This is a genomic window from Shinella sp. M27, from assembly GCF_049199905.1.
In the GTDB taxonomy this organism is placed as follows: domain Bacteria; phylum Pseudomonadota; class Alphaproteobacteria; order Rhizobiales; family Rhizobiaceae; genus Shinella.
This window is the reverse complement of record NZ_JBLZPK010000007.1, coordinates 31,737-58,051: the sequence shown is the minus strand read 5'-3', so window position 1 is coordinate 58,051 and position 26,315 is coordinate 31,737. Positions and strand designations below refer to the sequence as shown.

General features: G+C 61.6%; 24 protein-coding genes and 2 pseudogenes. 14 read left to right on the top strand and 12 right to left on the bottom strand.

All coding sequences use genetic code 11. From position 1 onward, the window contains the following. On the bottom strand, positions 1-1,725 hold a 1,725-nt coding region (locus ACOZK4_RS01475; protein ID WP_421590014.1), incomplete at its 3' end, for an AMP-binding protein. 151 nt (positions 1,726-1,876) lie between these two features. Continuing rightward, positions 1,877-2,536, bottom strand: coding sequence for a YggS family pyridoxal phosphate-dependent enzyme (locus ACOZK4_RS01470; RefSeq protein ID WP_421590013.1), 660 nt, complete (start codon positions 2,534-2,536; stop codon positions 1,877-1,879). A 187-nt stretch (positions 2,537-2,723) separates the two neighbouring features. Between ACOZK4_RS01470 and leuS the strand changes: the two genes are divergently transcribed. The 3 genes from leuS to holA are packed head-to-tail and all read left to right on the top strand — an operon-like array spanning position 2,724 to position 6,904. Continuing rightward, positions 2,724-5,351 (top strand): leucine--tRNA ligase, encoded by a 2,628-nt coding sequence (leuS, locus tag ACOZK4_RS01465; RefSeq protein ID WP_421590012.1) that lies wholly within the window; start codon positions 2,724-2,726, stop codon positions 5,349-5,351. Further along, on the top strand, positions 5,338-5,862 hold the full coding sequence (locus ACOZK4_RS01460; RefSeq protein ID WP_313524019.1) for an LPS assembly lipoprotein LptE: 525 nt from the start codon (positions 5,338-5,340) through the stop codon (positions 5,860-5,862). Before leuS ends, ACOZK4_RS01460 begins: the two co-directional genes overlap by 14 nt. Positions 5,863-5,869: 7 nt before the next feature. Beyond that, a complete protein-coding gene (holA, locus tag ACOZK4_RS01455; protein WP_421590011.1) occupies positions 5,870-6,904 on the top strand; it encodes a DNA polymerase III subunit delta in 1,035 nt (344 codons plus the stop codon). A 33-nt stretch (positions 6,905-6,937) separates the two neighbouring features. Here holA and ACOZK4_RS01450 read toward each other — a convergent pair whose 3' ends face one another. The 8 genes from ACOZK4_RS01450 to hemE form a co-directional block, all read right to left on the bottom strand. Continuing rightward, complete coding sequence (locus ACOZK4_RS01450; protein ID WP_313524013.1) at positions 6,938-7,828, bottom strand: ParB/RepB/Spo0J family partition protein; 891 nt, start codon at positions 7,826-7,828, stop codon at positions 6,938-6,940. Between the two features lie 24 nt (positions 7,829-7,852). Further along, positions 7,853-8,647, bottom strand: a complete 795-nt coding sequence (locus tag ACOZK4_RS01445; RefSeq protein ID WP_421590010.1) for a ParA family protein — start codon at positions 8,645-8,647, stop codon at positions 7,853-7,855. Between the two features lie 15 nt (positions 8,648-8,662). Further along, entirely contained in the window at positions 8,663-9,295 is a 633-nt protein-coding gene (rsmG, locus tag ACOZK4_RS01440) for a 16S rRNA (guanine(527)-N(7))-methyltransferase RsmG (RefSeq protein ID WP_421590009.1), read from the bottom strand. After that, positions 9,292-11,178, bottom strand: coding sequence for a tRNA uridine-5-carboxymethylaminomethyl(34) synthesis enzyme MnmG (mnmG, locus tag ACOZK4_RS01435; protein ID WP_421590008.1), 1,887 nt, complete (start codon positions 11,176-11,178; stop codon positions 9,292-9,294). Before mnmG ends, rsmG begins: the two co-directional genes overlap by 4 nt. A 70-nt stretch (positions 11,179-11,248) precedes the next feature. Further along, a complete protein-coding gene (gene mnmE / locus ACOZK4_RS01430) occupies positions 11,249-12,571 on the bottom strand; it encodes a tRNA uridine-5-carboxymethylaminomethyl(34) synthesis GTPase MnmE (RefSeq protein ID WP_421590007.1) in 1,323 nt (440 codons plus the stop codon). A gap of 131 nt (positions 12,572-12,702) precedes the next feature. Beyond that, positions 12,703-13,968, bottom strand: coding sequence for a transcription termination factor Rho (rho, locus tag ACOZK4_RS01425; RefSeq protein ID WP_117371985.1), 1,266 nt, complete (start codon positions 13,966-13,968; stop codon positions 12,703-12,705). A gap of 186 nt (positions 13,969-14,154) precedes the next feature. After that, positions 14,155-14,694 (bottom strand): protoporphyrinogen oxidase HemJ, encoded by a 540-nt coding sequence (gene hemJ, locus ACOZK4_RS01420; RefSeq protein WP_421590006.1) that lies wholly within the window; start codon positions 14,692-14,694, stop codon positions 14,155-14,157. Continuing rightward, entirely contained in the window at positions 14,691-15,653 is a 963-nt protein-coding gene (gene hemE, locus ACOZK4_RS01415; RefSeq protein WP_421590165.1) for a uroporphyrinogen decarboxylase, read from the bottom strand. The genes hemJ and hemE overlap by 4 nt, the downstream gene beginning before the upstream one ends. A 475-nt stretch (positions 15,654-16,128) precedes the next feature. Here hemE and ACOZK4_RS01410 point away from each other — a divergent pair, with 475 nt between their 5' ends. Genes ACOZK4_RS01410 through dnaQ form a run of 5 tightly spaced genes read left to right on the top strand, consistent with a single transcriptional unit; the run spans position 16,129 to position 19,715 of the window. Continuing rightward, the gene (locus tag ACOZK4_RS01410; protein WP_421590005.1) at positions 16,129-16,950 is read left to right on the top strand and encodes a pyruvate, water dikinase regulatory protein; all 822 of its coding nucleotides are present in this window, start codon (positions 16,129-16,131) and stop codon (positions 16,948-16,950) included. Between the two features lie 27 nt (positions 16,951-16,977). Beyond that, complete coding sequence (locus ACOZK4_RS01405) at positions 16,978-17,571, top strand: Maf-like protein (protein WP_421590004.1); 594 nt, start codon at positions 16,978-16,980, stop codon at positions 17,569-17,571. Continuing rightward, complete coding sequence (locus ACOZK4_RS01400) at positions 17,564-18,421, top strand: shikimate dehydrogenase (protein ID WP_421590003.1); 858 nt, start codon at positions 17,564-17,566, stop codon at positions 18,419-18,421. Before ACOZK4_RS01405 ends, ACOZK4_RS01400 begins: the two co-directional genes overlap by 8 nt. Beyond that, entirely contained in the window at positions 18,421-19,011 is a 591-nt protein-coding gene (coaE, locus tag ACOZK4_RS01395) for a dephospho-CoA kinase (RefSeq protein WP_421590002.1), read from the top strand. Before ACOZK4_RS01400 ends, coaE begins: the two co-directional genes overlap by 1 nt. Beyond that, the gene (dnaQ, locus tag ACOZK4_RS01390) at positions 19,011-19,715 is read left to right on the top strand and encodes a DNA polymerase III subunit epsilon (RefSeq protein ID WP_313523981.1); all 705 of its coding nucleotides are present in this window, start codon (positions 19,011-19,013) and stop codon (positions 19,713-19,715) included. Before coaE ends, dnaQ begins: the two co-directional genes overlap by 1 nt. Before the next feature lie 82 nt (positions 19,716-19,797). Here dnaQ and secB read toward each other — a convergent pair whose 3' ends face one another. After that, positions 19,798-20,274, bottom strand: coding sequence for a protein-export chaperone SecB (secB, locus tag ACOZK4_RS01385; RefSeq protein WP_313523978.1), 477 nt, complete (start codon positions 20,272-20,274; stop codon positions 19,798-19,800). 71 nt (positions 20,275-20,345) lie between these two features. Next, positions 20,346-20,807, bottom strand: a complete 462-nt coding sequence (locus ACOZK4_RS01380; RefSeq protein WP_421590001.1) for an FxsA family protein — start codon at positions 20,805-20,807, stop codon at positions 20,346-20,348. Between the two features lie 153 nt (positions 20,808-20,960). Between ACOZK4_RS01380 and ACOZK4_RS01375 the strand changes: the two genes are divergently transcribed. The 6 genes and pseudogenes from ACOZK4_RS01375 to gyrB all read left to right on the top strand — a co-directional run bounded on the left by ACOZK4_RS01375 (position 20,961) and on the right by gyrB (position 26,301). Beyond that, a complete protein-coding gene (locus ACOZK4_RS01375) occupies positions 20,961-21,662 on the top strand; it encodes a Tim44/TimA family putative adaptor protein (RefSeq protein ID WP_421590000.1) in 702 nt (233 codons plus the stop codon). Between the two features lie 13 nt (positions 21,663-21,675). Next, positions 21,676-22,791, top strand: coding sequence for a murein transglycosylase A (locus ACOZK4_RS01370; protein WP_421589999.1), 1,116 nt, complete (start codon positions 21,676-21,678; stop codon positions 22,789-22,791). Further along, a pseudogene (locus tag ACOZK4_RS01365) lies at positions 22,778-22,880 on the top strand (DNA mismatch repair protein MutS); the annotation flags it as partial. The gene ACOZK4_RS01370 and the pseudogene ACOZK4_RS01365, both read left to right, overlap by 14 nt. Positions 22,881-22,999: 119 nt before the next feature. After that, a pseudogene (locus ACOZK4_RS01360) lies at positions 23,000-23,344 on the top strand (Smr/MutS family protein); the annotation flags it as partial. After that, positions 23,341-23,718 carry a helix-turn-helix domain-containing protein gene (locus ACOZK4_RS01355; RefSeq protein WP_313523963.1) on the top strand — a complete coding sequence of 126 codons (378 nt, stop codon included), beginning with the start codon at positions 23,341-23,343 and terminating at the stop codon, positions 23,716-23,718. The pseudogene ACOZK4_RS01360 and the gene ACOZK4_RS01355, both read left to right, overlap by 4 nt. A gap of 150 nt (positions 23,719-23,868) precedes the next feature. Then, positions 23,869-26,301, top strand: a complete 2,433-nt coding sequence (gene gyrB / locus ACOZK4_RS01350; RefSeq protein ID WP_421589998.1) for a DNA topoisomerase (ATP-hydrolyzing) subunit B — start codon at positions 23,869-23,871, stop codon at positions 26,299-26,301. Positions 26,302-26,315 lie beyond the last annotated feature (14 nt).

Genomic DNA, 26,315 nt, shown 5'->3' with positions numbered 1-26,315 from the left:
GGCGGCGACGGGGCCGATCTTTTCGCGCACGAGGCCCACCACCTCCGCCTCCACGAGCGATGATTCACGTGAAACATTGCTCTTCAGCACGAGAAATCCGGCCGGCACCTGGCCCTTGATGCTATCGGCAACGCCGATGACGGCGCATTCGGCGACGTCGGGATGACCGGCGCAGACCTCTTCCATCGCGCCCGTCGAAAGGCGGTGGCCGGCGACATTGATGATGTCGTCGGTGCGCGACATGATGAAGACATAGCCGTCATTGTCTACGTAACCGGCATCCGCTGTCTTGTAATAGCCGGGGAATTCCGAGAGGCAGGCGGTGCGAAACCGTTCGTCGGCATTCCAGAAGCTCGGCAGGCAGCCCGGAGGGAGGGGGAGCTTGATGGCGATATTGCCAAGCGTACCGGCCGGCACCTCATGGCCCGCATCGTCGAGCACATGGAGATCGTAGCCCGGCATGGGCACGGTGGGCGAACCGTGTTTCACGGGCAGCACATCGAGGCCGAGCGGATTGCCGACGATCGCCCATCCGGTCTCCGTCTGCCACCAGTGATCGATGACGGGAACGCCGAGCACGGCTTCGGCCCAGCGCAGCGTATCGGGGTCGGCCCGCTCGCCGGCCAAGAACAGCGCCCGCAGACTGGAGAGATCGTAGTGCTTCACAAGCACTCCTTCGGGATCCTCCTTGCGAATGGCGCGGAAGGCCGTCGGCGCCGTGAAGAGCACGGAGACCTTGTACTCCTCCACCACCCGCCAGAAGGCGCCGGCATCCGGCGTGCCGATCGGCTTGCCCTCATAGAGCACCGTCGTGCTGCCGTTCAGCAGCGGCGCATAGACGATGTAGGAATGGCCGACGACCCAGCCGATATCCGACGCCGCCCAATAGACCTCACCGGGTTTCACGCCGTAGAGCGCCCGCATGGTCCAGGCGAGCGCGACCATATGGCCGCCATTGTCGCGGATGACACCCTTCGGCTGGCCCGTCGTGCCTGATGTGTAGAGGATGTAGAGCGGATCGGTCGCCGCCAGCGATGCGCAGGTGACGGTGCGCCAACGGGCCGCGTCTAGCGCCGCACCCAGATCGATATCCCGGTCATCCTGCAGCGTCGCGGCAAGCTCCGGCCGCTGCAGCACGAGACAACGATCCGGCTTGTGGCGGGCCAGGTCGATGGCGGCATCGAGCAACGGCTTGTAGGCGACGAGGCGGTTCGGCTCGATGCCGCAGCTCGCCGTCACGACAAGCTTGGCCGTCGAATCGTCGATGCGCGCGGCAAGCTCGCTTGCAGCAAAACCACCAAACACCACGGAATGGATCGCGCCGATGCGCGCACAGGCCAGCATGGCGAAAATCGCCTCGGGGATCATCGGCATGTAGAGGATGACCCGGTCGCCCTGTTCCACGCCCTGATCGACCAGCACCGCCGCCATGGCGTTTACGCGCTCCAGCAGCTCGGCATAGGTGAAGAGGGCCTTCCGGCCGGTCACCGGGCTGTCGTAGATCAGCGCCGCGACATCGCCGCGGCCCGCCGCTACATGGCGGTCGACGCAGTTGTGGCAGGTATTGCCGCGCGCATCGGGAAACCAGCGGCCATAGACGCCCTGGGCAGCATCGAAGATGTCCGTCGGCTCCGTGAACCAGTCGATCGCCCGCGCGGCCTCACGCCAATGCGTCTGGTGATCGTCCTTCCACGCCCGATAAATCTCGGCATAGGTTTTTTGCATCGCTTCCTCCCGCCATGCGCAGCCGATTAACGGCCGGTTCCTCGGCAGGAAGAATAGGAGAGGGCAGGCAATCCGCAAAGCCAGACCAAAGCCTCAAAAGGCCGGCCCGTTTCTTGCCGTTCGTCAAACTGGGAACGGCGCGTTCCCGACGTCAGCGCGTTCCGAAGATCGCTGACCCGACGCGCACCGAGGTCGCGCCAAAACCGATGGCAACGTCGTAGTCGCCCGACATGCCCATGGAGAGCTTTTCGAGAGCGCAGCGCTCGGCGAGCTTGGCCAGCAACGCGAAATGCGGACCGGGATTTTCCTCTGCTGGCGGAATGCACATCAGCCCCTCGATCGACAGGCCGAGCTCCTCGCGGCAGAAAGTGACAAAAGCGACCGTATCGTCAGGTGCGATGCCCGCCTTCTGCGGCTCGAGGCCGGTATTGACCTGGACATAGAGCCGCAGGCTGCGGCCCTGCCGCTTCATTTCGTCGGCGATGCTGCGGGCGATCTTCTCGCGGTCGACCGTCTCGATGACATCGAACAGCGCCACGGCCTCGGCCGTCTTGTTGGATTGCAGCGGGCCGATCAGGTGCAGCTCGATGCTGTCGGTCTCGGCGCGCAGTTCAGGCCACTTGCCCTGCGCTTCCTGCACGCGATTTTCGCCAAAAACCCGCTGGCCGGCGGCGATGGCCGGGCGGATGGAATCGGCATCGAACGTCTTCGACACCGCGACAAGCGTGACCGCATCCGGCTTGCGGCCGGCTTCCGCCGCCGCCTTCTTCATCCGGCCCTGAACCTCTGCGAGGCGGTCCTGAAGCTCCATCGTCACTCTCCTCTGGTATCGAGGGTCAGGACCTAGCGAAAACGACGCCGCTTGCCAAGCGCGACAAGCCGGCCCGAGGCCGGAAAACTTGACGCTTCGGCGGTTTCATGATGAAGGTCTCGCCACTATATTCGCATGGGCGAACCGCTCGCCAAAACTCCCAAAAGACTTCCGGAACATCAAAGACATGGCCACCGAACGTTACAATCCGCGCGATGCCGAGCCCCGCTGGCAGGCAAAATGGAACGACGAGAACGTCTTCCTGACCGACAACGACGACCCGCGCGAAAAGTATTACGTCCTAGAGATGTTCCCCTATCCGTCGGGCCGCATCCATATGGGCCATGTGCGCAATTACGCCATGGGTGACGTCGTCGCCCGCTACAAGCGCGCGCGCGGTTATAACGTGCTGCACCCGATGGGCTGGGACGCCTTCGGCATGCCCGCCGAAAACGCCGCCATGCAGAACAAGGTCCACCCCAAGGGCTGGACCTATGAAAACATCGCGACGATGCGCAAGCAGCTGAAGTCGATGGGCCTGTCGCTCGACTGGTCGCGCGAATTCGCCACCTGCGACGTCGAATATTATCAGCGCCAGCAACACCTGTTCCTGGACTTCCTGGAAAAGGGCCTGGTTTACCGCAAGCAATCCAAGGTCAACTGGGATCCGGTCGATCACACGGTTCTCGCCAACGAGCAGGTCATCGACGGCCGCGGCTGGCGCTCCGGTGCGCTCGTCGAGCAGCGCGAGCTGACCCAGTGGTTCTTCCGCATCACCGATTTCAGCCAGGATTTGCTCGATTCGCTGGAGACCCTCGACCAGTGGCCGGAGAAGGTCCGGCTGATGCAGAAGAACTGGATCGGCCGTTCCGAAGGCATGCTGGTGCGCTGGGAAATCGCTGACGGCGCCCAGACCACCGAGAAGGACGTCACCGTCTATACGACGCGTCCCGACACGATGTTCGGCGCCTCGTTCCTGGCGATTTCGGCCGATCATCCGCTGGCCAGGGAAGTGTCCGCCACGAACCCTGACATCATGGCCTTCTGCGAGGAATGCCGCCGCGCCGGCACGTCGCTCGCCGCGCTTGAGACCGCCGAGAAGAAGGGCATGGACACGGGCATCCGTGTGCGCCATCCCTTCGATCCCAGCTGGGAACTGCCGGTCTATATCGCGAACTTCGTGCTGATGGACTACGGCACGGGCGCCATCTTCGGCTGCCCCTCCGGCGACCAGCGCGACCTCGACTTCGCCCGCAAATACGACCTGGCCGTCGTGCCCGTCGTCATGCCGAAGGACGGCGACGCCGCCACTTTCGCCATCGGCGACGAAGCCTATGTCGGCGAAGGCGTGATGATCAATTCGCGCTTCCTCGACGGCCTGAGCACCGAGGAAGCCTTCGAAGAGGTCGCCAAGCGCCTGACCGCCGCCACGCTCGGCAACGCGCCGGTCGGCGAGCGCAAGGTGAACTTCCGCCTGCGCGACTGGGGTATTTCGCGCCAGCGCTATTGGGGCTGCCCGATCCCGGTCATCCATTGCGAGGCTTGCGGTGTGGTGCCCGTGCCGAAGGCCGATCTGCCGGTGCAGCTGCCCGACGACGTCACTTTCGACAAGCCGGGCAACCCGCTCGACCGCCACCCCACCTGGCGCCACGTCGCCTGCCCGCAATGCGGCAAGGATGCCCGCCGCGAGACGGACACGATGGACACCTTCGTCGATTCGTCCTGGTATTTCGCCCGCTTCACCGCGCCGTGGGAAAACAACCCGACGGATCCGGCCGCGGCCAATGCCTGGCTGCCCGTCGACCAATATATCGGCGGCATCGAGCACGCGATCCTGCATCTGCTCTATTCGCGCTTCTTCACCCGCGCCATGCAGGTCGCCGGCCATCTCGACCTGAAGGAGCCCTTCAAGGGCCTCTTCACGCAGGGCATGGTCGTGCACGAAACCTATAGCCGCGCAATCGATGGCAAGCGGGAATGGGTCACGCCGGCCGAGATCCGCATCGAAGAGATCGATGGAAAGCGCCGCGCGCTGCATCTCGAATCCGGCGAAGACATCGCCATCGGCTCCATCGAGAAAATGTCGAAATCGAAAAAGAACGTCGTCGATCCCGACGATATCATCGCCTCCTACGGCGCCGATACCGCCCGCTTCTTCGTTCTCTCCGACTCCCCGCCGGACCGTGACGTCATCTGGTCGGAAGCCGGCGTCGAAGGCGCGCACCGTTTCGTCCAGCGCGTCTGGCGCCTCATCTCTGAGGCTGCCCCCGCGCTGAAGGGCGCCGAAAGCCGACCGGGTACGGATGGCGAAGCGCTGGCTGTCTCGCAAATCGCGCACAAGACGCTGAAGGCCGTTCAGGCCGACTATGACAAGCTCGCCTTCAACAAGGCCGTCGCGCGCATCTATGAGTTCGTCAATGCGCTGGCCGCACCGCTGACCAATGCCGCCGCGGGCACCGCTTCGGCCGATCTGGTCTCGGCGCTGCGCGAAGCCGTCGGCATCCTGATCCGCATCGTTGCCCCGATGACGCCGCATCTTTCAGAAGAAGCCTGGCGTGAGATCGGCGGCGAGGGTCTCGTCGCAACCGCTGCGTGGCCGGCTTATGAAGACCGACTGGTCGCGGAAAACGAAATCACCCTGCCGGTGCAGATCAACGGCAAGAAGCGTGCGGATTTGACAATCGCCCGCGATGCGGACCAGAGTGCAGTCGAAGCGGCCGTGCTCGCTCTCGAGCCCGTCCAGGCCGTGCTCGCCGGCCAGCGTCCCAAGAAGATCATCGTCGTACCGCAGAGGATCGTGAATGTTGTTGTCTGACGGAACCGGTCTTTCGCGCCTTGCAAAACTCGTCGCCGGCATCGCGCTTGTCGGCGCGCTGGCGGGCTGCCAGGTGCGCCCGCTCTATTCGACCGGCTCCGGTACGGATACGAAGCTGGCGGCCGTCGAGATTTCGGAGGCCGATACCCGTGTGGAACAGCAGGTCCGCAACGATCTGGTCTTCCTCTTCGCAGGGGGCGCCGGCGAACCCCAATCGGCGCTCTACCATCTGGAACTGAACGTATCGGTGCGCAACATCGGCGTGCTCGACGACGTGACCACGGATATCGCTCGCGCCGGCCGTATCGTCGTGTCCGCGGACTATAACCTGACGAAGTCCGACTCCGGCGAAACATTGGCTTCGGGAAAGCGCTCGAGCGTTGCCCTTGTCGATTTCCCGGTCCAGGAATTCGCCAAGCTGCGCGCCGTGCGTGATGGCGAAAACCGCGCCGCTCGCGAACTCGCCGAGCTCATCCGCGCGGACGTCGCGTCGGCCCTCGGCCGGCGCTGAGCCGGCTATGGCCGAAGTCAAGTCGCACGAATTCGACGCTTTCCTGAAACGGAAGCCTCTGCCCGTGCGGCTCTTCCTCATCTATGGGCCGGATCGCGGCCTTGTTTCCGAACGCGCCGCAGCGCTTGCGGCTGCGAGCGGCGTCAATCTCGCGGACGCCTTCTCCGTCGTGAAACTCGACGCCGGAGAAATCGGCAACCAGGCCGGCAAGCTGATGGACGAGATGAATGCCATCGGCCTGTTCGGCGGCGATCGCCTCGTCTGGGTCCGCAATGCCGGCAGCGAAAAGGGCGTTTCGGATGCATTGGAGATGCTGGCCAAAATGCCTCCGGGCGATTCCACGCTGCTGATCGAAGCCGGTGACCTAAAAAAGGGCGCTGCGCTGCGCAAGGCGGCCGAGTCGTCGTCTCAGGCCGTCGCCATCGCCTGCTATGCCGACGATGGACGCGCCCTACAGGCGCTAATCGACCAGGAACTGGCAAGTGAAGGCCTGCGCATTTCCCCAGCCGCCCGTGACCGCCTGATGGAGACGATCGGCGGCGACCGCCTGGCCTCCCGCAACGAAGTGCGCAAACTCGCGCTTTATTGCCGTGGCCAAGAAACCATCGAGGAACAGGACGTCGAAGACATCGTCGGCGACGCCAGTGCTATTTCCACCGACGATGCCATCGACGCCATTCTCAAGGGCGACCGCGAAGGATTTCTGCACGCCATCAAGAAGATCGTTTCGTCGAAGACGCCGGTCTTCCTTGTCCTGCAAGGATGCCTGCGGCAGTTCCAGCTGCTGGAAATCATGCGCGCCGAAATGGATGAAAAGCGCGCGCCCGCCGGTCAGGTTATCGCGACGCTGGGCCGCCACCTGCATTTCCGCCGCAAGCCGATCGTGGAAAGTGCCCTGAAGACTTGGACCGGGCCGGCCATCCGCCGGGAAACCCAGCGCCTGCAAGCCGCAATCCTGCAAAGCCGCCAGCGGGCGTCGCTTGAGGATACAATCGCCATGCAAACCATGCTGGCAACCGTGCTGCAATCCGCAAGACGTTGAATCCGGCTAAATAGCCGGCTTTACCGCGATTGCTCAGCGGCGCTCGAGAAGCCGGCAGATTTCTTCCAGCTGCTCGAGGGTCTTGTAAGCGATCCTGAGCTGGCCGCCGGTCCCCTTGTGGTTCACGGTGACATCGAGACCGAGCACGTCGGACAGTGTGCGCTCCAGCGCCAGCGTATCCGCATCCTTCACGTCCTTCGGCGCCGTCTGGCCGTGGTTCGGGTCGCTCTGCGCCTTGATATCGTTCTGGGCCAGCCGCTCGGCGTCGCGCACCGACATACCCTTGGCAACGACAGCCTTGGCAAGCGCGATGGGATCCGACGTCGGAATGAGTGCACGGGCATGCCCGGCCGAGAGCGTGCCGGAAGCCAGCATGTCGCGCACCGGTTCCGGCAGCTTCAGCAGGCGAAGGCTGTTTGCCACATGGCTGCGGCTCTTGCCGATGATTTCACCGAGATCGTTCTGCGTGTAGCCGTGGTCCGCGATTAGCAACTCATAGCCCATCGCTTCTTCCAGCGGATTGAGATCCGAACGCTGGACGTTCTCGACGATGGCGATTTCCAGCGCCGTGCGATCATCGACATCCCGGATGATAACGGGGATTTCGATCAGGCCAGCAAGCTGCGCCGCCCGCCACCGCCGTTCGCCTGCGATGATCTCGAAACGATTGTCCGCCGTGGTGCGCACGACGACCGGCTGGACGATGCCGTGCTGGCGGATCGACGAGGCCAGATCCTGCAGTTCCGATTCATCGAAATAGCGGCGCGGGTTGCGCGGGTTGCGGCCGACAAATTCGATGGGCACGAGCCGATCCGGATTGACCGTTGGGCGCGCATCGATATCGGCGGCCGGAAGCTGGTCCATTTCACCGATCAGGGCTGCAAGGCCGCGGCCAAGGCGCCGCTTTGAGTTGTCATCGTTCATCGGTTCTACTCACGGATACTGAAATCAGGCAGCTTTACGCTGCCTTTCACGCTGGATCACTTCGGAAGCAAGCTGAAGATAGGCCTGGCTTCCGGCGCATTTGAGATCGTAGAGAATGGCCGGTTTGCCATAGGACGGCGCCTCGGACACACGCACATTGCGCGGGATAAGCGTATGATACACCTTTTCGCCGAGATGCGTACGAACATCGTTGACGACCTGCTGCGCCAGATTGTTTCGCGAGTCGAACATGGTCAGCACGATGCCCTGGATATCGAGCCGCGGATTGACAGTGCGCCGCACCTGATCGACAGTCTCGAGCAGCTGGCTCAGGCCCTCAAGAGCGAAGAATTCGCATTGCAGCGGCACGAGCACGGAATGCGCTGCCGCCAGCGCGTTCATCGTTAGAAGATTGAACGACGGCGGGCAATCGACGAGCACGTAAGAGTAAGACAATGCTTCAGGCGAGGCCAGCGCGCGCTTCAAGCGAAAGACGCGGTCATTCTGCTGGGCGATCTCCATCTCGACACCAAGCAGGTCCATTGTCGAGGGAATGATCGAGAGATTGGGGACGACTGTCTGCATGACCGTCTCAACCACACCATGGCTGCCGACCATCAGGTCGTAGGATGAAAGCTCGCGACTGCGGCGGTCGATCCCCAGGCCGGTGCTGGCGTTGCCCTGCGGGTCAAGGTCGACGATGAGCACACGTTCACCGATCGCGGCAAGGGCCGTTGCGAGATTTATAGCCGTCGTCGTCTTGCCGACGCCGCCCTTCTGGTTCGCAATGGTAATGATCCGGTTCTTTTCGCCTATCATGGACGCCGCCAATCCCTAGGAAGTTCGTGAGAGCTTGGACAGTTCGAGCACGACAGAATCCGGCTCGACGACACTGGCATGTTTTACCAGATCGAATCTCCAGCGACCAAGCGCTTTATCGACCTCGCGCTGGTAATCCCTGCCTTTATGGAGGAAAAAGCGCAAATCCGAATTGCGCTCGGCCCAGGGAGCCCCGAATTCCATCAGGAGATCGAGGTCGGCGAGGGCCCGCGCGGAAATCGCATCACATTGCGCGATCTCCGACGGCGCTTCCTCGATACGAATCGGATGCACGGACGCTCGGGCTCCCGTTTCAAGGATCGCGGTTCGCAGGAACGCAGCCTTCTTGTTGTTGCTCTCCACAAGATGGACCCAGCCGCCGCCGGTATCGGAGAGTAGAATGCCCGTCACGATACCGGGAAATCCACCGCCACTGCCTAGGTCCGCCCAGATCCGTGGGCCTGGATTGAGCGCGTAGATCTGCGCGCTATCGGCAATGTGTCGACTCCAGACCTCCGCCAGCGTGGACGGTGCCACCAGATTGATAGCCTTGGCCCATTTTTGAAACAGCGCCACGAAGGTGTTCAGCCGGTCGATCGTTTCACGTGAAACATTCAGACCGTTCAATTCGCGTGGCAGACTCGTCATGCGTGAGAAACCTGTGCCCGATCTTCATCCGGCAAGCGCTTAAGGTGCACCAACAGAAGTGTCAACGCCGCCGGCGTCATACCATCGACCCGTGCCGCTTGGGCGAGATTGGCCGGCCGTGATGTCGACAGCTTCTGCCGCAGCTCGATCGACAGGCCGGGAAGCGTACTATAGTCGAAATCCACGGGAATCTTCCGCTCCTCTTCCCGTCGCGTTTCGACGATGTCGCTCTGCTGACGGTTCAAATAAACTGCATAGGCTGCTTCAATCTCCACCGCCTCCCGCACGCGGGGCGCGTACCCGCCAAGGGCCTCCGGCCACACGGAAACAAGTCGCGCGTAGTCGATCTCGGGATAGGCCAACAGATCGTAGCCGGTTCGACGAACACCGTCTTGATTGAGCTTCAATCCATGAACGGCAGCCTCATTTGGGGATAGACGGAGGTTCTTTAACGTCTCGCGCGCCGCGGTCATCTCGCCGGACCAATCCGCAAAGCGCCGCCTGCGATCAAGGCCGACAAGGCCAAGCTCCAGACCAAGCGGGGTCAGGCGCGCATCCGCATTATCGGCACGAAGAGACAGGCGATATTCAGCACGGGAGGTAAACATACGATAGGGTTCGGTCACGCCGCGTGACGTCAAGTCATCCAACATCACGCCGATGTAGCTCTCAGTGCGGCTCAAGATATAGCCATCGCGGCCACCAGCGCGCCGGGCAGCATTCATGCCGGCAATCAGGCCTTGCGCGGCGGCCTCCTCATACCCCGTGGTTCCGTTGATCTGCCCGGCGAGAAAGAGGCCCGGCTGACTTCTGACCTCCAGCGTCGCGGACAATTCACGGGGATCGATATGATCATATTCGATCGCATAACCCGGCTGAAGGATAGTCACCCTTTCGAGGCCCGGAATCGTCCGAATAAATGCATCCTGAACATCAGCCGGCAAGGATGTGGAGATGCCGTTCGGGTAGACGGTATGATCATCCAGACCTTCGGGCTCGAGAAAGATCTGATGGCCGTCGCGCTCGCCAAATTTGACGATCTTGTCCTCGATAGAGGGGCAGTAGCGTGGGCCAACCCCTTCGATCTGGCCGGAATACATCGCCGACTTGCCGATATTTTCTTCAATGATTCTGTGCGTTTCCGGTGTGGTGCGCGTTACTCCGCATTCGATCTGCGGCGTGGTGATACGATCCGTCATGAACGAGAAGGGCACCGGCTCCTCGTCCGCGCCCTGGCGTCCAACGGCAGCCCAATCAATCGTTCGGCCATCGATACGGGCAGGCGTGCCCGTCTTGAGGCGGCCGAGCCGCAAACCCAAGCGTTCAAAAGTTGCGGAAAGGCCAATGGACGGTTCTTCACCAACACGACCAGCCGGAATCTTTTCGTTTCCGATATGAATAAGGCCGCGCAAAAACGTGCCTGTGGTCACAACCACGGCATCGCAGGAAAGATACCGGCCATCCTTCATTCGGATACCGGCTATCTTGCCATTTTGAATATCAAGATCAAAAGCGTCGCCTTCGATCACATCGAGATCGACGATTTCACCAATCTCATGCTGCATCGCTTCCCGATAGAGTTTGCGGTCAGCCTGTGTGCGGGGACCACGCACCGCCGGACCTTTGCGACGGTTCAGCAAGCGGAACTGGATACCGGCACGATCGGCAACCCTTCCCATCAAACCATCCAGCGCGTCCACTTCACGAACAAGGTGGCCTTTTCCAAGGCCGCCGATCGCTGGGTTACAGGACATGACGCCGATCGTTGCGGCTTTATGGGTTACCAGGGCCGTCTTTGCTCCCAGGCGGGCTGATGCCGCGGCCGCTTCAACGCCGGCGTGTCCGCCGCCAATAACGACAACATCATAACTTTCTTTGGTCATCACTGTTCACCTGCTTGTTTCACGTGAAACGCGCCATAAGACTCGTGCACGTTGTGCTGTTTCACGTGAATCATTTGCCGACGCAAAATTCCGAGAAAATAACGTCGAGAAGATTTTCAACATCAACTCTACCGGTCACCCGCCCCAATGCCTGGCCGGCGAGACGGAGGTGTTCGGCTTGAATGTCTAAGCCAACTGCTTCCGCCGCCAAAGCACGCTCGATATGGTCGCGCGCTTCCTGCAGATTGGAAAAATGCCGCTCGCGGGTCGGCAAGGACAAAGCACCACCGGATTCCAAATCCGGCAAGAATGCTCGCACCGCGTCCATGAGCTCCGGCATGCCTTGCCCGGATTTCACCGAGATCATAACATCTACACTGCCATGCGGCCAAGATACCCGCTGCACATCGGCTTTCGTCAGAACGCGGATGGTTGGACCGGTATACGGTCCTGCGAGGCTCTGCCAGTCAATATCTGCCTCGCTAGAAAGGAGCAGCACGAGATGGGCACTTTCGATCGACTGCTGCGTTCGCCGGATACCCTCGCGTTCGACAACATCATCGGTCTTTCGCAAGCCCGCCGTATCATGCATACGGACTGCATAACCAGCAATATCCAAATCGACATGCAGGATATCACGCGTCGTTCCCGGAACATCGGTGACGATCGCGATATCTCTTTGCGCTAAATAATTGAGGAGGCTTGATTTTCCCGCGTTCGGCGGACCTGCGATCACGACGTTCAGGCCATCGCGCACGATCTCCCCCGCCTGACCACCCGAAAGATGGTTAAGAATCTCCTGCTGCAACTGCCGCATGTCGTGCCAGATCGTCGATGCAATCGAACCCGGAACGTCATCCTCGTCGGCGAAATCCAGCTCCGCCTCGATCATCGCACGTGCATGCGTTAAACGTTTCGCCCACGAATCGTAAAGCGCTGAGAGGTGGCCGGAAGCGTGCTCCGCAGCGAGACGGCGCTGCATTTCTGTCTCCGCAGCGATCAGATCGGCCAGTCCCTCCACCGCAACGAGGTCCATTTTTCCATTCTGGAACGCGCGGCGAGAGAATTCCCCGGCTTCGGCAGCGCGAAGACCGGGCAGGGTTCCAAGCGCGGATAAAACGGCCTTCACGGTGGCGCGGCCGCCGTGAATCTGGAGTTCGGCTGTATCCTCCCCCGTGAAAGAGGCGGGGCCGGGAAAGAAAAGCACAAGGCCCTCATCCAGGAGCAGACCGTTTCGATCACGAATCGGTAGCAGAGATGCCTGCCGCGACGCCGGAACTCGACCGCATGTGACTTCAACAGCATGTCGGCATTGCGGTCCGCTTAGCCGTATGATTGCAACGCCCGAGGGAAGGCCTCCGCTCGACAGGGCAAAGATCGTATCCTGGCTCACAGCATCATCCGGTTAAAAGTTCCTGGTACGAATCGATCGGATCGTTTCGGAGAAGAATCGATATTCCCGCTTAAAACGAAAATGGTCCCACCTTGCGGCAGGACCATAAACTCCAACCCGAGCTAAAACGATCAGGTGTTCATCGAATCGAAGAAGTCGCCATTCGTCTTGGTCTGCTTCAGCTTGTCGATGAGGAATTCGATCGCGTCGGTCGTGCCCATCGGTGCCAGAATACGGCGCAGGACAAAGATCTTCTGGAGATCCTGGCGCGGCACGAGCAGATCTTCCTTACGCGTGCCGGACTTGAGAATGTCCATGGCCGGGAAGATGCGCTTGTCGGCCACCTTGCGGTCAAGGACGATTTCCGAGTTGCCGGTACCCTTGAACTCTTCGAAGATGACTTCGTCCATGCGGCTGCCGGTGTCGATGAGCGCGGTCGCGATGATCGTCAGCGAACCGCCTTCCTCGATGTTACGAGCCGCTCCAAAGAAGCGCTTCGGACGCTGCAGGGCATTGGCGTCCACACCGCCGGTCAGAACCTTACCCGACGACGGCACGACCGTGTTGTAGGCGCGGCCGAGACGGGTGATCGAATCGAGCAGGATAACGACGTCACGGCCGTGCTCGACGAGGCGTTTGGCCTTCTCGATGACCATTTCGGCAACCTGGACGTGGCGCGTCGCCGGTTCGTCGAAGGTCGAGGAAACGACCTCGCCCTTCACCGAGCGCTGCATGTCCGTCACTTCCTCGGGACGTTCGTCGATAAGGAGGACGATCAGGTAACATTCCGGATGGTTTGCGGTGATCGAATGGGCAATGTTCTGCAGGAGAACGGTCTTACCTGTGCGCGGCGGGGCGACGATCAGGCCGCGCTGACCTTTGCCGAGCGGGGCGACGAGATCGATGACGCGCGGCGAGAGATCCTTCGAAGTCGGGATCTCCAGCTCCATCTTGAAACGCTCGTTCGGATAGAGCGGCGTCAGATTGTCGAAATGAACCTTGTGGCGGATCTTCTCCGGGTCGTCGAAATTGATCGTGTTGACCTTGAGAAGCGCAAAATAACGTTCGCCCTCCTTGGGACCGCGGATCGGACCTTCGACCGTGTCGCCGGTCTTCAGCGAGAAGCGGCGGATCTGCGAGGGGGAGATGTAGATATCGTCGGGGCCGGGCAGGTAGTTCGCATTGGCCGACCGCAGGAAGCCGAAACCATCCTGCAGCACTTCCACCACGCCCTCACCGATGATTTCGACATCCTGCGAGGCCAGCATCTTGAGGATGGCAAACATCAGTTCCTGTTTGCGCATCGTGCTCGCGTTTTCGACCTCGAGTGATTCGGCAAAGGCCAGGAGGTCGGTCGGAGTCTTGTTCTTGAGGTCTTGTAGCTTCATTTCGGCCATGAATGGTCCATGCTGCAGGGTATCGGATGGGAAAAGGCGTGCGGGTCAAGAACGAACTGCGGGGGAAACGGTGCAGTTCACTGAACGAATACACATGCCATGAAAGATGAGATGGGCGGAAAATAGCGGTTCCGGCGCGTCGTCGCAAGGGGCCTCGTGCATTTCGTCCGTTTTGTCGCGGTGCAGCTAGAACGGCTTGACGACGGCCATGATGACGATGAGGACCATCAACAGCGCCGGAGCTTCGTTCCAGATGCGCCACTGACGGCCGGTTTTTTCATTGCGGTCTTCGGCGAAAGCCTTCACGGCGCGGCCGAAATAGTGATGAACGCCGGTCAGCAACACGACGAAGGCGAGCTTGGCATGGAGCCAACCGCCCTGAAAACCGTAAACGGACCAGGCGAGGTAGAGGCCGAGCAGCCAGGTAAGCCCCATCGCCGGCTGCATGATCGTGCGATAGAGCCGCGCCTCCATCACCTTGAAGGTTTCCGACTGGGCGGACCCTTTTGGCGCGTCGGTGTGGTAGACGAAAAGGCGCGGCAGGTAGAGCAGGCCGGCCATCCAGGAGATCACCGCCATGATGTGCAGGGCCTTGATCCACAGATAGAGATTATCGGGCGGATAGAGGATCAGCAGAAGCGCAAGCAGGGTAAAGACCGTGAGTGCGGCGGCAGCACGCAGTCGCGCCCGGCGCCCGGCATTTTCGCTCGTCTGTTTCTCGCTCACCGATTTTCTCCACGCACCCGCGCTACAAGACGCGTGACATGCTCCGGATCGGCCTGCGGCGTGATGCCGTGGCCGAGATTGAAGATCAGCGGACCGTTTCCAAGCGCCTGCAGGATGGCATCGACGCCTTCATCCAGCGCGGTACCGCCGGCAACGACGCGCATCGGATCGAGATTGCCCTGGACGGGGCCGTCCTTCTGCAATTCGGCGGCAAAGGCGAGCGGCACGGACCAGTCAAGCCCGATGGCATCGGCGCGTGTCGCCTGGCGATAGGTCTTCAGGAAGAGGCCGGCGCCCTTGGCAAAGGCGATGATCTTGGCCTGCGGCATGCGGGCCTTCACGGAATCCACGATTTTCCGGACCGGCTTGATGGCGAATTCCGAAAATTCCTTTTCGCCGAGGACACCTGCCCAGGAATCGAAAATCTGCACGGCATCGGCACCCGCATCGATCTGCGCGACGAGATAATCGGCGGAGAGATCCGCCAGCGTATCGAGGAGATGCGCGAAGGCCTTCGGTTCCTTGTAGGCGAAGAGGCGGGCGGGCGCCTGGTCGGGTGTGCCGTGTCCGGCGATCATGTAGGTCGCAACGGTCCAGGGCGCGCCGCAGAAGCCGAGCAGGGTCGTTTCCTCGGGTAGGGCGCCCCGGATGCGACCAACGGCCTCCATGACCGGCTGGAGGTGATTCAGGACACCTTTGCCATCAAGAGCCAGGATTCCATCGACATCGATCGGGTCAAGGCGCGGTCCATGCCCTTCTTCGAAGCGCACATTCCGCTTCAATGCGTCGGGGATGACAAGAATGTCGGAAAACAGGATCGCCGCATCGAAGCCGTAACGGCGGATCGGTTGCAGCGTCACTTCAGTTGCCAGTTCCGGCGAATAACAGAGATCGAGGAAACTTCCCGCGGCAGCGCGCGTTGCCCTGTACTCCGGCAGGTAGCGTCCTGCCTGGCGCATCAGCCACAGGGGAGGGGGAGAGATCGTCTTCCCGTTGAGGACATCGACGATCTTCCGGCTTTTCGAGCTCACTGTGGGCTTCTCCCAATAAAGAAATAATCTCTTAAAAGAGGTTTCTATTTCTTAGAGTCGGTGACTATCAAGGATTAAATCCTTTCCACATGAGTCCTGCTTTGTTCCACGAGCTGGGGAAAACAGCAGAGCTATTCCCAGCTTTCGGGAGGAAATCGAGGAAAAGCGGATTCACTCAATTGAATCAAAATGATCCGCCAGAGCTGAAAAATAGCCGCTTGTGGATAGCTTGTGGAGAAGCGCGACACTTTGCCGTGTCATGAGTCTTATCCACATGCCGGGACAATCGCTCTCCCGCAAACCGCCAATTGTGGACAACTTTCCAGTTATCCCCTTGCGTCCGGACCCCTCCCGCTTTTAGCTCACCCTTGTCCCAGTCCATCAACAGGGCGCGGAGGATATTGTGGAAAGCACGAAAAATTACTTCCATCTGCACCTGATATCGGACTCGACGGGCGAGACGCTGATCGCCGCGGGCCGGGCGGCTGCGGCGCAATTCCAGTCCTCGCAGGCGCTGGAACATGTCTATCCGCTGATCCGTAACCGCAAGCAGCTGATGCCGGTGCTCGATGCGATCGACGGCGCGCCGGGCATTGTGCTCTACACGATCGTCGATCGCGAGCTTTCCGACATCATCGACCAGCGCTGCCGGGAGATGGGCGTGCCCTGCGTATCGGTGCTTGAACCGGTCATCGATCTTTTCCAGTCCTATCTTGGTGCCCCGTCGCGCCGGCGGGTCGGGGCGCAGCATGTGATGAACGCGGAATATTTCGCGCGCATCGAAGCCTTGAATTTCACGATGGATCATGACGACGGCCAGCTGCCGGCCGATCTCGACGACGCCGATGTCATCCTGATCGGCATCAGCCGCACCTCGAAAACACCGACGAGCATTTATCTCGCCAACCGCGGCATCAAGACGGCCAATGTGCCGATCGTGCTTGGTGTGCCCCTGCCGGAGCGGCTATCGACGGCGACGAAGCCGCTGATCGTCGGGCTCATCGCCACGACGGATCGCATCGCCCAGGTACGGCAGAACCGGATTCTCGGCCAGACTCAGGAATTTCGTGGTGATGACTATATCGACCGGGCACAGATTTCCGAGGAGCTGAAATATGCCCGCGCGCTGTGCGCCCGCAATAATTGGCCGATCATCGATGTCACGCGCCGCTCCATCGAGGAAACCGCCGCCGCCATCGTTGCTCTTCGTCCGAAGAGCCGATAACGCGGAGGGATGAATCGGGAGAAATCGATGACGCTGATACTTGCCTCGCAAAGCCCCTTCCGGCGTATGCTGATGGAAAATGCCGGCCTCGCCTTCACGACGGAAGCGGCCCGCATCGACGAGCGCGCAGTGGAAACCGCCCTTGCCACGCAAAATCCCTCGCCGCAAGAGGTCGCCGAGACATTGGCGATCGAGAAGGCGCGCGACGTGTCGGGCCGCCATAAGGGTGCCCTGGTGATCGGTTCGGATCAGACCCTATCGCTGGAAGGCCGCGTCTTCCACAAGCCGGCGGACATGGCGGAGGCGAAATCGCATCTTGCTTCTATGTCGGGCCGCACCCATTCCCTGAACTGCGGCATTGCACTGGTGCGCGACGGCGAGATGCTGTGGAGCCATGTCTCCATCGCCCATCTCACGATGCGGCCGCTGTCGGATGCCTTTATTGATCGTCATCTGGCGCGCGTCGGCGACCGGATCCTGGCGAGCGTCGGCGCTTATCAGTTGGAGGGCGAGGGCGTACAGCTGTTCGAGCGGATCGACGGCGATTATTTTACCATTCTCGGCCTGCCGCTGCTTCCGCTGCTGGCTAAGCTTCGCGATCTCGGTGCTATCGATGCATGATTCACGTGAAACATTCTTAAGAAATGCCTTCGTCACCGGCTGGCCAGTCAAACATTCCCGTTCGCCGTTGATTCATGGCCATTGGCTGGAGGTGCTGGGTCTTCAAGGATCCTATACGCGGCAGGAGATAAGACCGGAAGATTTCGCCGGCTTCATATCCCGTCTAAAGCGTGGTGAATCCGGCTTCGTCGGTGGCAATGTCACCATTCCGCACAAGGAGACGGCGTTCAAGCTCGCCGACCGGCCGAATGCACTGAGCGAGGAACTCGGTGCAGCCAACACGCTCTGGCTGGAGGACGGCGCGCTTCATGCCACCAACACGGATGGCTATGGTTTCCTTGCCAATCTCGATGCGACGGCGCCGGCTTGGGACAAAACCGACCGGGCCGTGATCCTCGGCGCGGGCGGAGCCAGCCGGGCGATCATCCAGGCGGTGCGGGATCGTGGCGTCGGCGAAATCCATGTGGTCAACCGCACGGCGGCGCGTGCGCAGGAGCTTGCCGACCGCTTCGGTGTGAAGGTGCACGCCCATGCGATGGCGGCGCTGCCGGAGGTGATGAAAGGGGCCGGGCTGTTCGTCAACACGACCTCGCTCGGCATGGATGGCGAGGAAGCGCCGGAATTCGATTTCTCGCCGCTGGCAAACGGCGCGGTCGTTACCGATATCGTCTATGTGCCGCTGGTCACACCGATCCTGCGCCAGGCGGTCGATCAGGGTTTTGCCGTGGTCGATGGTCTCGGTATGCTCTTGCACCAGGCAGCACCCGGCTTCGAAAAATGGTTCGGGGTACGCCCCACCGTGGATGATGCGCTGCGCCAGCTGATCCTCGCGGATATGGAGAAGCATTGATGATCGTGCTCGGTCTCACCGGATCGATCGGAACGGGCAAGTCGACGACAGCGGGAATGTTCCGCGATCTCGGCGTGCCGGTGCATGACGCCGATGCGACGGTGCATGATCTCTACCGCAACGAGGCCGTAGCGCCAGTCGCCGCCCTCTTTCCCGAAGCGCTCAAGGATGGCTCGATCGACCGGAAGGTTCTCTCGGCCACGCTCGCGCAGGCACCGGAGCGGTTTAGGGAGCTGGAAGCGGTGATCCATCCCTTGGTGCGGGCGCGCGAAACGGCTTTTTTGGAAACACAACGACAGAAGGGTTCGGCCCTCGTCGTGCTCGATATTCCGCTTCTCTATGAGACCGGTGGCGAAAAGCGCGTCGACAAGGTCGTGGTCGTCACCTGCGATGCCGAAACGCAGCGTCAGCGCGTGCTCTCCCGTCCCGGTATGACCGAGGAGAAATTCGCGCTCATCCTCTCACGCCAGATGCCCGATGCTGAAAAGCGCAAGCGCGCCGATTTCATCGTGTTTACCGACGCCGGGCTTGAAGCGGCGCGCAAACAGGTGGAAGAGGTGATCGAAACCTTGAGAGAAGAGCGGGACTGATGCGCGAGATCATCTTCGATACGGAAACCACCGGCCTCGACAACAAGCTCGACCGCGTCATCGAAATCGGCGGCGTCGAGCTGGAAAACCATTTCCCGACCGGCCGCACCCTGCATCTCTATATCAATCCGGGTGACCGCAAGGTCCATCCCGATGCGCTTGCGGTGCACGGCATCACGGACGAATCGCTGAAGGACAAGCCGTCCTTCGCCGAGGTGGTCGATCAGATCCTCGACTTTTTCGGCACCGCGCGCTGGGTCGCGCACAATGCCAATTTCGACATGGGCTTCATCAATGCCGAGCTCGACCGGCTCGGCCGCCCGCCGATCCTTCAGGAGAACGTGACGGACACGCTGGCGCTTGCCCGCCGCAAACATCCGATGGGGCCGAACTCGCTCGATGCGCTCTGCCGCCGTTACGGCATCGACAATTCACACCGTACGCGCCACGGCGCGCTGCTCGACTCCGAACTGCTCGCGGAAGTCTATATCGAGATGATCGGCGGCCGGCAGGCAGCACTTGGTCTCGGGTCTGCAGAAAACGGCCGCAAGACGCTGGTCGAAAACGAGGACGAGGTGATCCAGCCGCTCGGCCTGCGGCCGCGGCCTTTGGCCCCCCGCGTCACGGAAGCCGAGCAGGCGGCGCACAATGCGATGGTGGACAAGATGGGCGGCAAGGCGATCTGGGCGAAATACGGCGCCTGAATCCGGCTCAACAATTTGAACGCAAAGAAAACGCCCGGTCACAAGGTGGCCGGGCGTCTTTGTTTCAGAGGTGAGGTTTGGCTTAGTTGGCCTGAACCTTGGCCTTGACCTGTTCTTCCGCCATGCGCTGGGAGAACATCTGGGCGAAATCGATCGGGTCGATCATCAGCGGCGGGAAGCCGCCATTGCGGGTCGCGTCGGAAATGATCTGGCGGGCGAAGGGGAAGAGCAGGCGCGGGCACTCGATGAAGAGGACCGGCAGCATGTGCTCCTGCGGGAAGCCCGTGACGCGGAAGACGCCGCCATAGGCGAGTTCGGCGTTGAACAGGATCTTGTCGCCATCCTTGGCTTCGGCGTTCAGCGAGAGGATGACGTCGAAGTCGGTCTCGGAGAGCGGGTTGGCGTTGACATTGACGCTGATATTGATGGCCGGAGCCTTGTCGCGCGCCTGCAGCGACCGCGGAGCACCCGGGTTTTCGAAGGAGAAGTCCTTCACATACTGCGCCAGGATGTTGAGCGACGGGCTTGCGCCGTTGGTCTCGGTTGCTGCTTCGGTCATGGAAAGTATCCTTGGAGACTCTGGAAAGTCAGGCCATCTAGCATTTCAGCCCCGGCCTTACAACCCGGTGCTTAGGGCCGGTCGCCGCGATGAAAATCGGTTTCGTCGAGATCGATCGTGCGCTGCGCTCCGGTCTGCGGCTGTTCCCGGCCAGGACGCATGCCGCCGACATTGACGACAACGACATTGCGCATCAGCCGGTTCCAGAGAAAGGTCCTGACAGGCGGCAGGAACAACGCAAGGCCGACGATGTCGCTGATGAAGCCGGGAATTAACAGCAGGATGCCGGCAATCAGGATCATCGCCGCATCGAGCAGTTCCTTGCCGGGTGCATGACCGTCCTGGCCAGAGCGCCTGAGCCGCGTCAGCACGCCAAAACCCTGGATGCGCATCAGCACGATGCCGGCGACAGCCGAGAGCACGACGAGCGAAAGCGTCGGCAGGAGGCCGATCCGCCGCCCGACGAGAATGAAACAGGCAATCTCCGCTAAGGGCAGGAGAAGAAAGAAGAGGGGAAGAAGGATTCTCAACATAAGGTCCCAATCTCGCACAGATTTGCGTCGTTCGATACTGCCGGCAAGCCTTCCGCGCGTCTTCGCCGCATTCACGTCATCGCCATTTGAATGATGCGGGTTTGCGGACTATATGGAAAAGGAACAAAAAACAGAAACCGCAGCGGATCGATAATGGGCTCATTCGACTTTGTAACGATTTTCTTCCTCGTGGCTGCGGTGGTCATCTTCCTGCAATTGCGCAGCGTGCTTGGCCGCCGCACCGGCAGCGAGCGTCCGCCCTTCGATCCCTATTCGAAGCGCGAGGGCGCGCCCGAGGCTGATTCGGCCGATCGCGACAAGGTGGTGACGCTGCCGAAGCGCGACGCAGACGAGGAGGAAAATCCCTACGCCGCCATCGATGCGTTCACGCCGGCTGGCACCCCGCTCAACGAACAGCTGCGCGCCCTGGTCAAGACCGACCCGTCTTTCGACCCGAAGGAATTCGTCAATGGCGCCCGCATGGCCTATGAGATGATCGTCGTCGCCTTCGCCGATGGCGACCGCAAGACGCTGAAGAACCTTCTGTCGCGTGAAGTCTACGAGGGTTTCGATGCGGCGATCTCCGAGCGCGAGAGCAAGGGCGAAGTGGTTCGCTCCAGCTTCGTCGGCATCGAGAAGGCCGATCTCATCGGCGCGGAGGTCAAGGACAGCGAGGCCAATGTGACGCTGCGCATCGTCAGCCAGCTGATCTCCGCCACCTATGACAAGGCCGGCGCGCTGATCGACGGCGATGCGGAGACGGTGGCCGAGGTCAACGACCTCTGGACCTTCGCCCGCGACATCCGTTCGCGCGATCCGAACTGGAAGCTGATCGCCACCGAATCGGAAGGCTGAGCGAGGCACGCAAATGGAGTATCGCCTGGTTCCGGCCCGGTTTTCGGCGCTTCCCGGTTGGGACGAGGACGATCCCACACCGCTGATGGCGGTAATGCGCCGCTGTCGCGATTATATCCGCGACGTCAAAGCCTATAAGACAGGCTCGCTCGGCATCACCGCCGGCGAGCTTTTGGTGCTGCTGGACGCAGCGGACAGGGAAAAACCGGAGGGCGCCGCCGCCGTGCGCGCCTTCTTCGAGACGCAGTGCGTGCCGTTCCTCATCGAGAAGGCAGATGGCTCCGCCGGCTTCGTCACCGCCTTCTATGAGCCGGAAGTGGCGGTGAAGGCCGAGCCGGACGCGGATTACCGCTATCCTTTCTACCGCCGCCCCGATGATCTCGTCGATGTGGATGACGCCAATCGACCGGATGGCTACCCGCAAGGCTATGTCTTCGGCATGCGGAAGGACGGCGTGATCGTCGAACATCCCGATCGTGGCGATATCGAGCGCGGCTATCTCGATGGCCGAGGCCTCGAAATCGCCTATGCACGCTCGAAGGTCGACGTCTTCTTCGCCCATGTGCAAGGCGCGGCGCGCCTCGTCTATCCCGACGGAACGGTGAAGCGCATCACCTATGCCGCCAAGACCGGCCATCCGTTCTCGGCCATCGGCAAGCTGCTGATCGATCGTGGCGAGATCGATGCCGCCACCGTCTCCATGGCCTCGATCCGCGACTGGCTGGCGCGGCATGCGGACCAGGTGGACGACGTGCTCTGGCACAACCGCTCCTTCATCTTCTTCAAGGAGGCGGCGGTCGAAGGCCTGGCGCTTGGGCCTATTGCGGCCGCCAAGGTGCCGCTGATCGCCGGCCGCTCGCTGGCCGTCGATCGCATGATCCACACCTTCGGTCTGCCCTTCTTCATCTCGAGCGACAGCCTCACCCATATGGACGGCGGCAAACCGTTCCGCCGGCTGATGCTGGCGCTCGATACCGGCACGGCCATCGTCGGCCCGGCGCGCGGCGATATCTTTACCGGATCAGGAGACGTGGCTGGCGCGCTGGCGGGCCATGTCCGCAATGCCGCGACCTTCCACATCCTCATCCCGAAGGCGGCAGCGGAGCGCTACCTCCATGCCCAGGGATAAGACGCTCTCCAGCGAGGATCGCATCCTCTGGGGCAAGGTGGCGCGTTCGACGCGCGCCATGCCGGGCAAGCTCGACGCGTTGACGGAATTCGAAGCCGTTTTTGCCGAGAAGCTTCCGGAGGAAAAGCCCCCGGAGCCGAAGACGGCCAAGGCCGAACAGCCGGCCGCCGAGGGCATCGCGCTCACCATCGGCCGCGGCAAGGACACGAAACACCATCCGCTGGAGCGCCCGGTCAAGCGCAAGATCGCCAAGGGCCGCCTGGCGCTGGAAGCCCGCATCGATCTGCACGGCATGATCCAGAGCGAGGCGCACGGCTTCCTGCTTGGCTTCCTCATCAAGGCGCATGAGCGAGGTCTGCGCCATGTGCTTGTTATCACCGGCAAGGGCACCTCGCTCGGCAGCGACGGCGCCCTGAAGCGTGCGGTGCCGCTGTGGTTCTCGCTGCCGGAATTCCGCCCGCTGATCTCCTCCTACGAGGCGGCCGCCCGCAACCACGGCGGCGAGGGCGCGCTCTATGTCCGCCTCGCTCGCCACCCCGGTGACAAGCGATGACGACACCCTTCGGCAAGGCCGTGCGCCACCTTCGGGATCGCAAGGGCGTCTCGCAGAAGGAGATGGCGGCGGCTCTCGGCGTCAGCCCGGCCTATCTCTCGGCACTGGAGCACGGCAAGCGCGGCATGCCGAGCTTCGATTTCCTCCAGCGCGTCGCCGGCTATTTCAACGTCATCTGGGACGAGGCGGAAGAACTGTTCCGCATCGCGCAGATTTCCGATCCGCGCGTGGTGGTCGATACATCGGGCCTGCCGCCGGAATATACGGCCTTCGCCAACCGCGTTTCGGCCGAAATCGCCAACCTTCCGCCCGAGACGGTACGCCGTCTTGCCGGCATTCTTGAAAAAGCGTGCAATAACCGGGTAAAACCCTGACGATCCCCTGAATTCTGCCGCCTTTGCGGTGCTCGGATTTGGAACTATGGGGCAAAATCCCTATATTCCAAGACTTGGAAAGCGGTGATTCGCCGCGCTTCCCGCCGTCCCGCGAGACCCCGGTCCGCGAAACTCTGGAAAGACGTTTGAATGACTGACACACCCGAGACCGAAAACGGCCCGGCCGAGTATGGCGCAGATTCGATCAAGGTCCTCAAGGGCCTCGATGCCGTGCGCAAGCGCCCAGGCATGTATATCGGCGATACCGATGACGGCTCGGGTCTGCACCACATGGTCTATGAGGTCGTCGACAACGCGATCGACGAAGCGCTTGCCGGCCATGCCGATATCGTGACGGTCACGCTCAATGCGGACGGCTCGGTGACCGTGACGGACAACGGCCGCGGCATCCCGACCGACATCCACAAGGAAGAGGGCGTTTCGGCAGCCGAGGTCATCATGACCCAGCTCCATGCCGGCGGTAAGTTCGACCAGAATTCCTACAAGGTCTCCGGCGGTCTGCACGGCGTGGGCGTCTCGGTGGTGAACGCGCTGTCGGTCCAGCTGAAGCTGAAAATCCGCCGCGCCGGCAAGATCCACGAGATGAGCTTCACGCACGGCGTCGCCGACGGCCCGTTGGTGGTGACGGGCGAGTGCGGCAGCGAGACCGGCACGGAAGTGACCTTCCTGCCCTCGAGCGAAACCTTCACCAACATCGAATTCGTCTATTCGACGCTCGAACATCGCCTGCGTGAACTCGCCTTCCTGAATTCCGGCGTGCGCATCCTGCTCACCGATCGCCGTCACTCGGATATCAAGCAGGACGAGCTGATGTATGAGGGCGGCCTCGAAGCCTTCGTGGTCTATCTCGACCGCGCCAAGAAGTCGCTGGTCTCCAAGCCCATCGCCATCCGCGGCGAAAAGGACGGCATCACCGTCGAAGTCGCGATGTGGTGGAACGACAGCTACCACGAGAATGTGCTCTGCTTCACCAACAACATCCCGCAGCGCGACGGCGGCACGCATATGGCCGGCTTCCGCGGCGCGCTGACCCGCCAGGTCGTCTCCTATGCCGATACGTCCGGCATCATGAAGCGCGAAAAGGTGACGCTGCAGGGCGAGGATTGCCGTGAAGGCCTGACGGCGGTGCTGTCGGTAAAGGTTCCCGATCCGAAATTCTCCTCGCAGACCAAGGACAAGCTTGTATCCTCGGAAGTGCGACCCGTCGTGGAAAACCTTGTCAACGAGGCGCTCTCCACCTGGTTCGAAGAGCATCCGGCCGACGCGAAAATCCTCGTCGGCAAGGTCGTCGAGGCTGCCGCAGCGCGCGAAGCCGCGCGCAAGGCCCGCGAATTGACGCGCCGCAAGGGCGCGCTCGACATCTCGTCGCTGCCCGGCAAGCTTGCCGACTGCTCGGAACGCGATCCGGCCAAATCCGAAGTCTTCCTCGTCGAGGGCGATTCGGCGGGCGGTTCGGCCAAGCAGGGCCGTTCGCGCGAAAACCAGGCCATTCTTCCCTTGCGCGGAAAGATCCTGAACGTCGAGCGCGCGCGCTTCGACAAGATGCTCTCCAGCCAGGAAATCGGCACGCTGATCACCGCGCTCGGCACATCGATCGGCAAGGACGAGTTCAACGCCGACAAGCTGCGCTATCACAAGATCATCATCATGACGGACGCCGACGTCGATGGCGCCCATATCCGTACCCTGCTGCTCACCTTCTTCTTCCGCCAGATGCCGGAGCTGATCGAGCGCGGCCATCTCTATATCGCCCAGCCGCCGCTCTATAAGGTGGCGCGCGGCAAATCGAGCCAGTACCTGAAGGACGAAAAGGCGCTGGAAGAATACCTGATCAATGCCGGCTTGGACGATGCGATGCTGGAGCTGGGCTCCGGCGAAGTGCGCGCCGGCCAGGATATCCGCGAACTGATCCAGGATGCGCTGCGCCTGCGCACGCTGATCGATGGCCTGCATTCGCGTTATAGCCGCTCGATCGTCGAGCAGGCGGCGATCACCGGTGCGCTGAACCTCGAACTCAGCCATGACCGGGACGCCTTTGCCGCAAAGGCGGAGGAGGTTGCCCGCCGTCTCGATCTGATCGCCGAGGAGACGGAGCGCGGCTGGACCGGATCCGTCGCGAGCGATGGCGGCCTGCGCTTCGAGCGCATGGTGCGCGGCGTCAAGGAATCCGCCCATATCGACATGGCGCTGATCGGCTCGGCCGATGCCCGCCACATCGATCAGCTGTCGCCGCGTTTCCAAGATGCTTATCGGGTTCCGCCGACACTGCGCCGCAAGGACGGCCAGACGGAACTGACCGGCCCGCGCGCCCTGCTCGACGCCGTCTTCGCAGCCGGCCGCAAGGGCCTGTCGATGCAGCGCTATAAGGGTCTCGGCGAAATGAATGCCGAGCAGCTCTGGGAAACGACGCTCGACCCGAACGTCCGCTCGCTGCTGCAAGTGAAGGTTCCCGACGCAACGGATGCCGACGGCCTGTTTGCCCGCCTGATGGGCGACGAGGTGGAGCCGCGCCGCGATTTCATCCAGGAAAACGCGCTGAGCGTCGCCAACCTCGATATCTAACGACATCAGGAAGC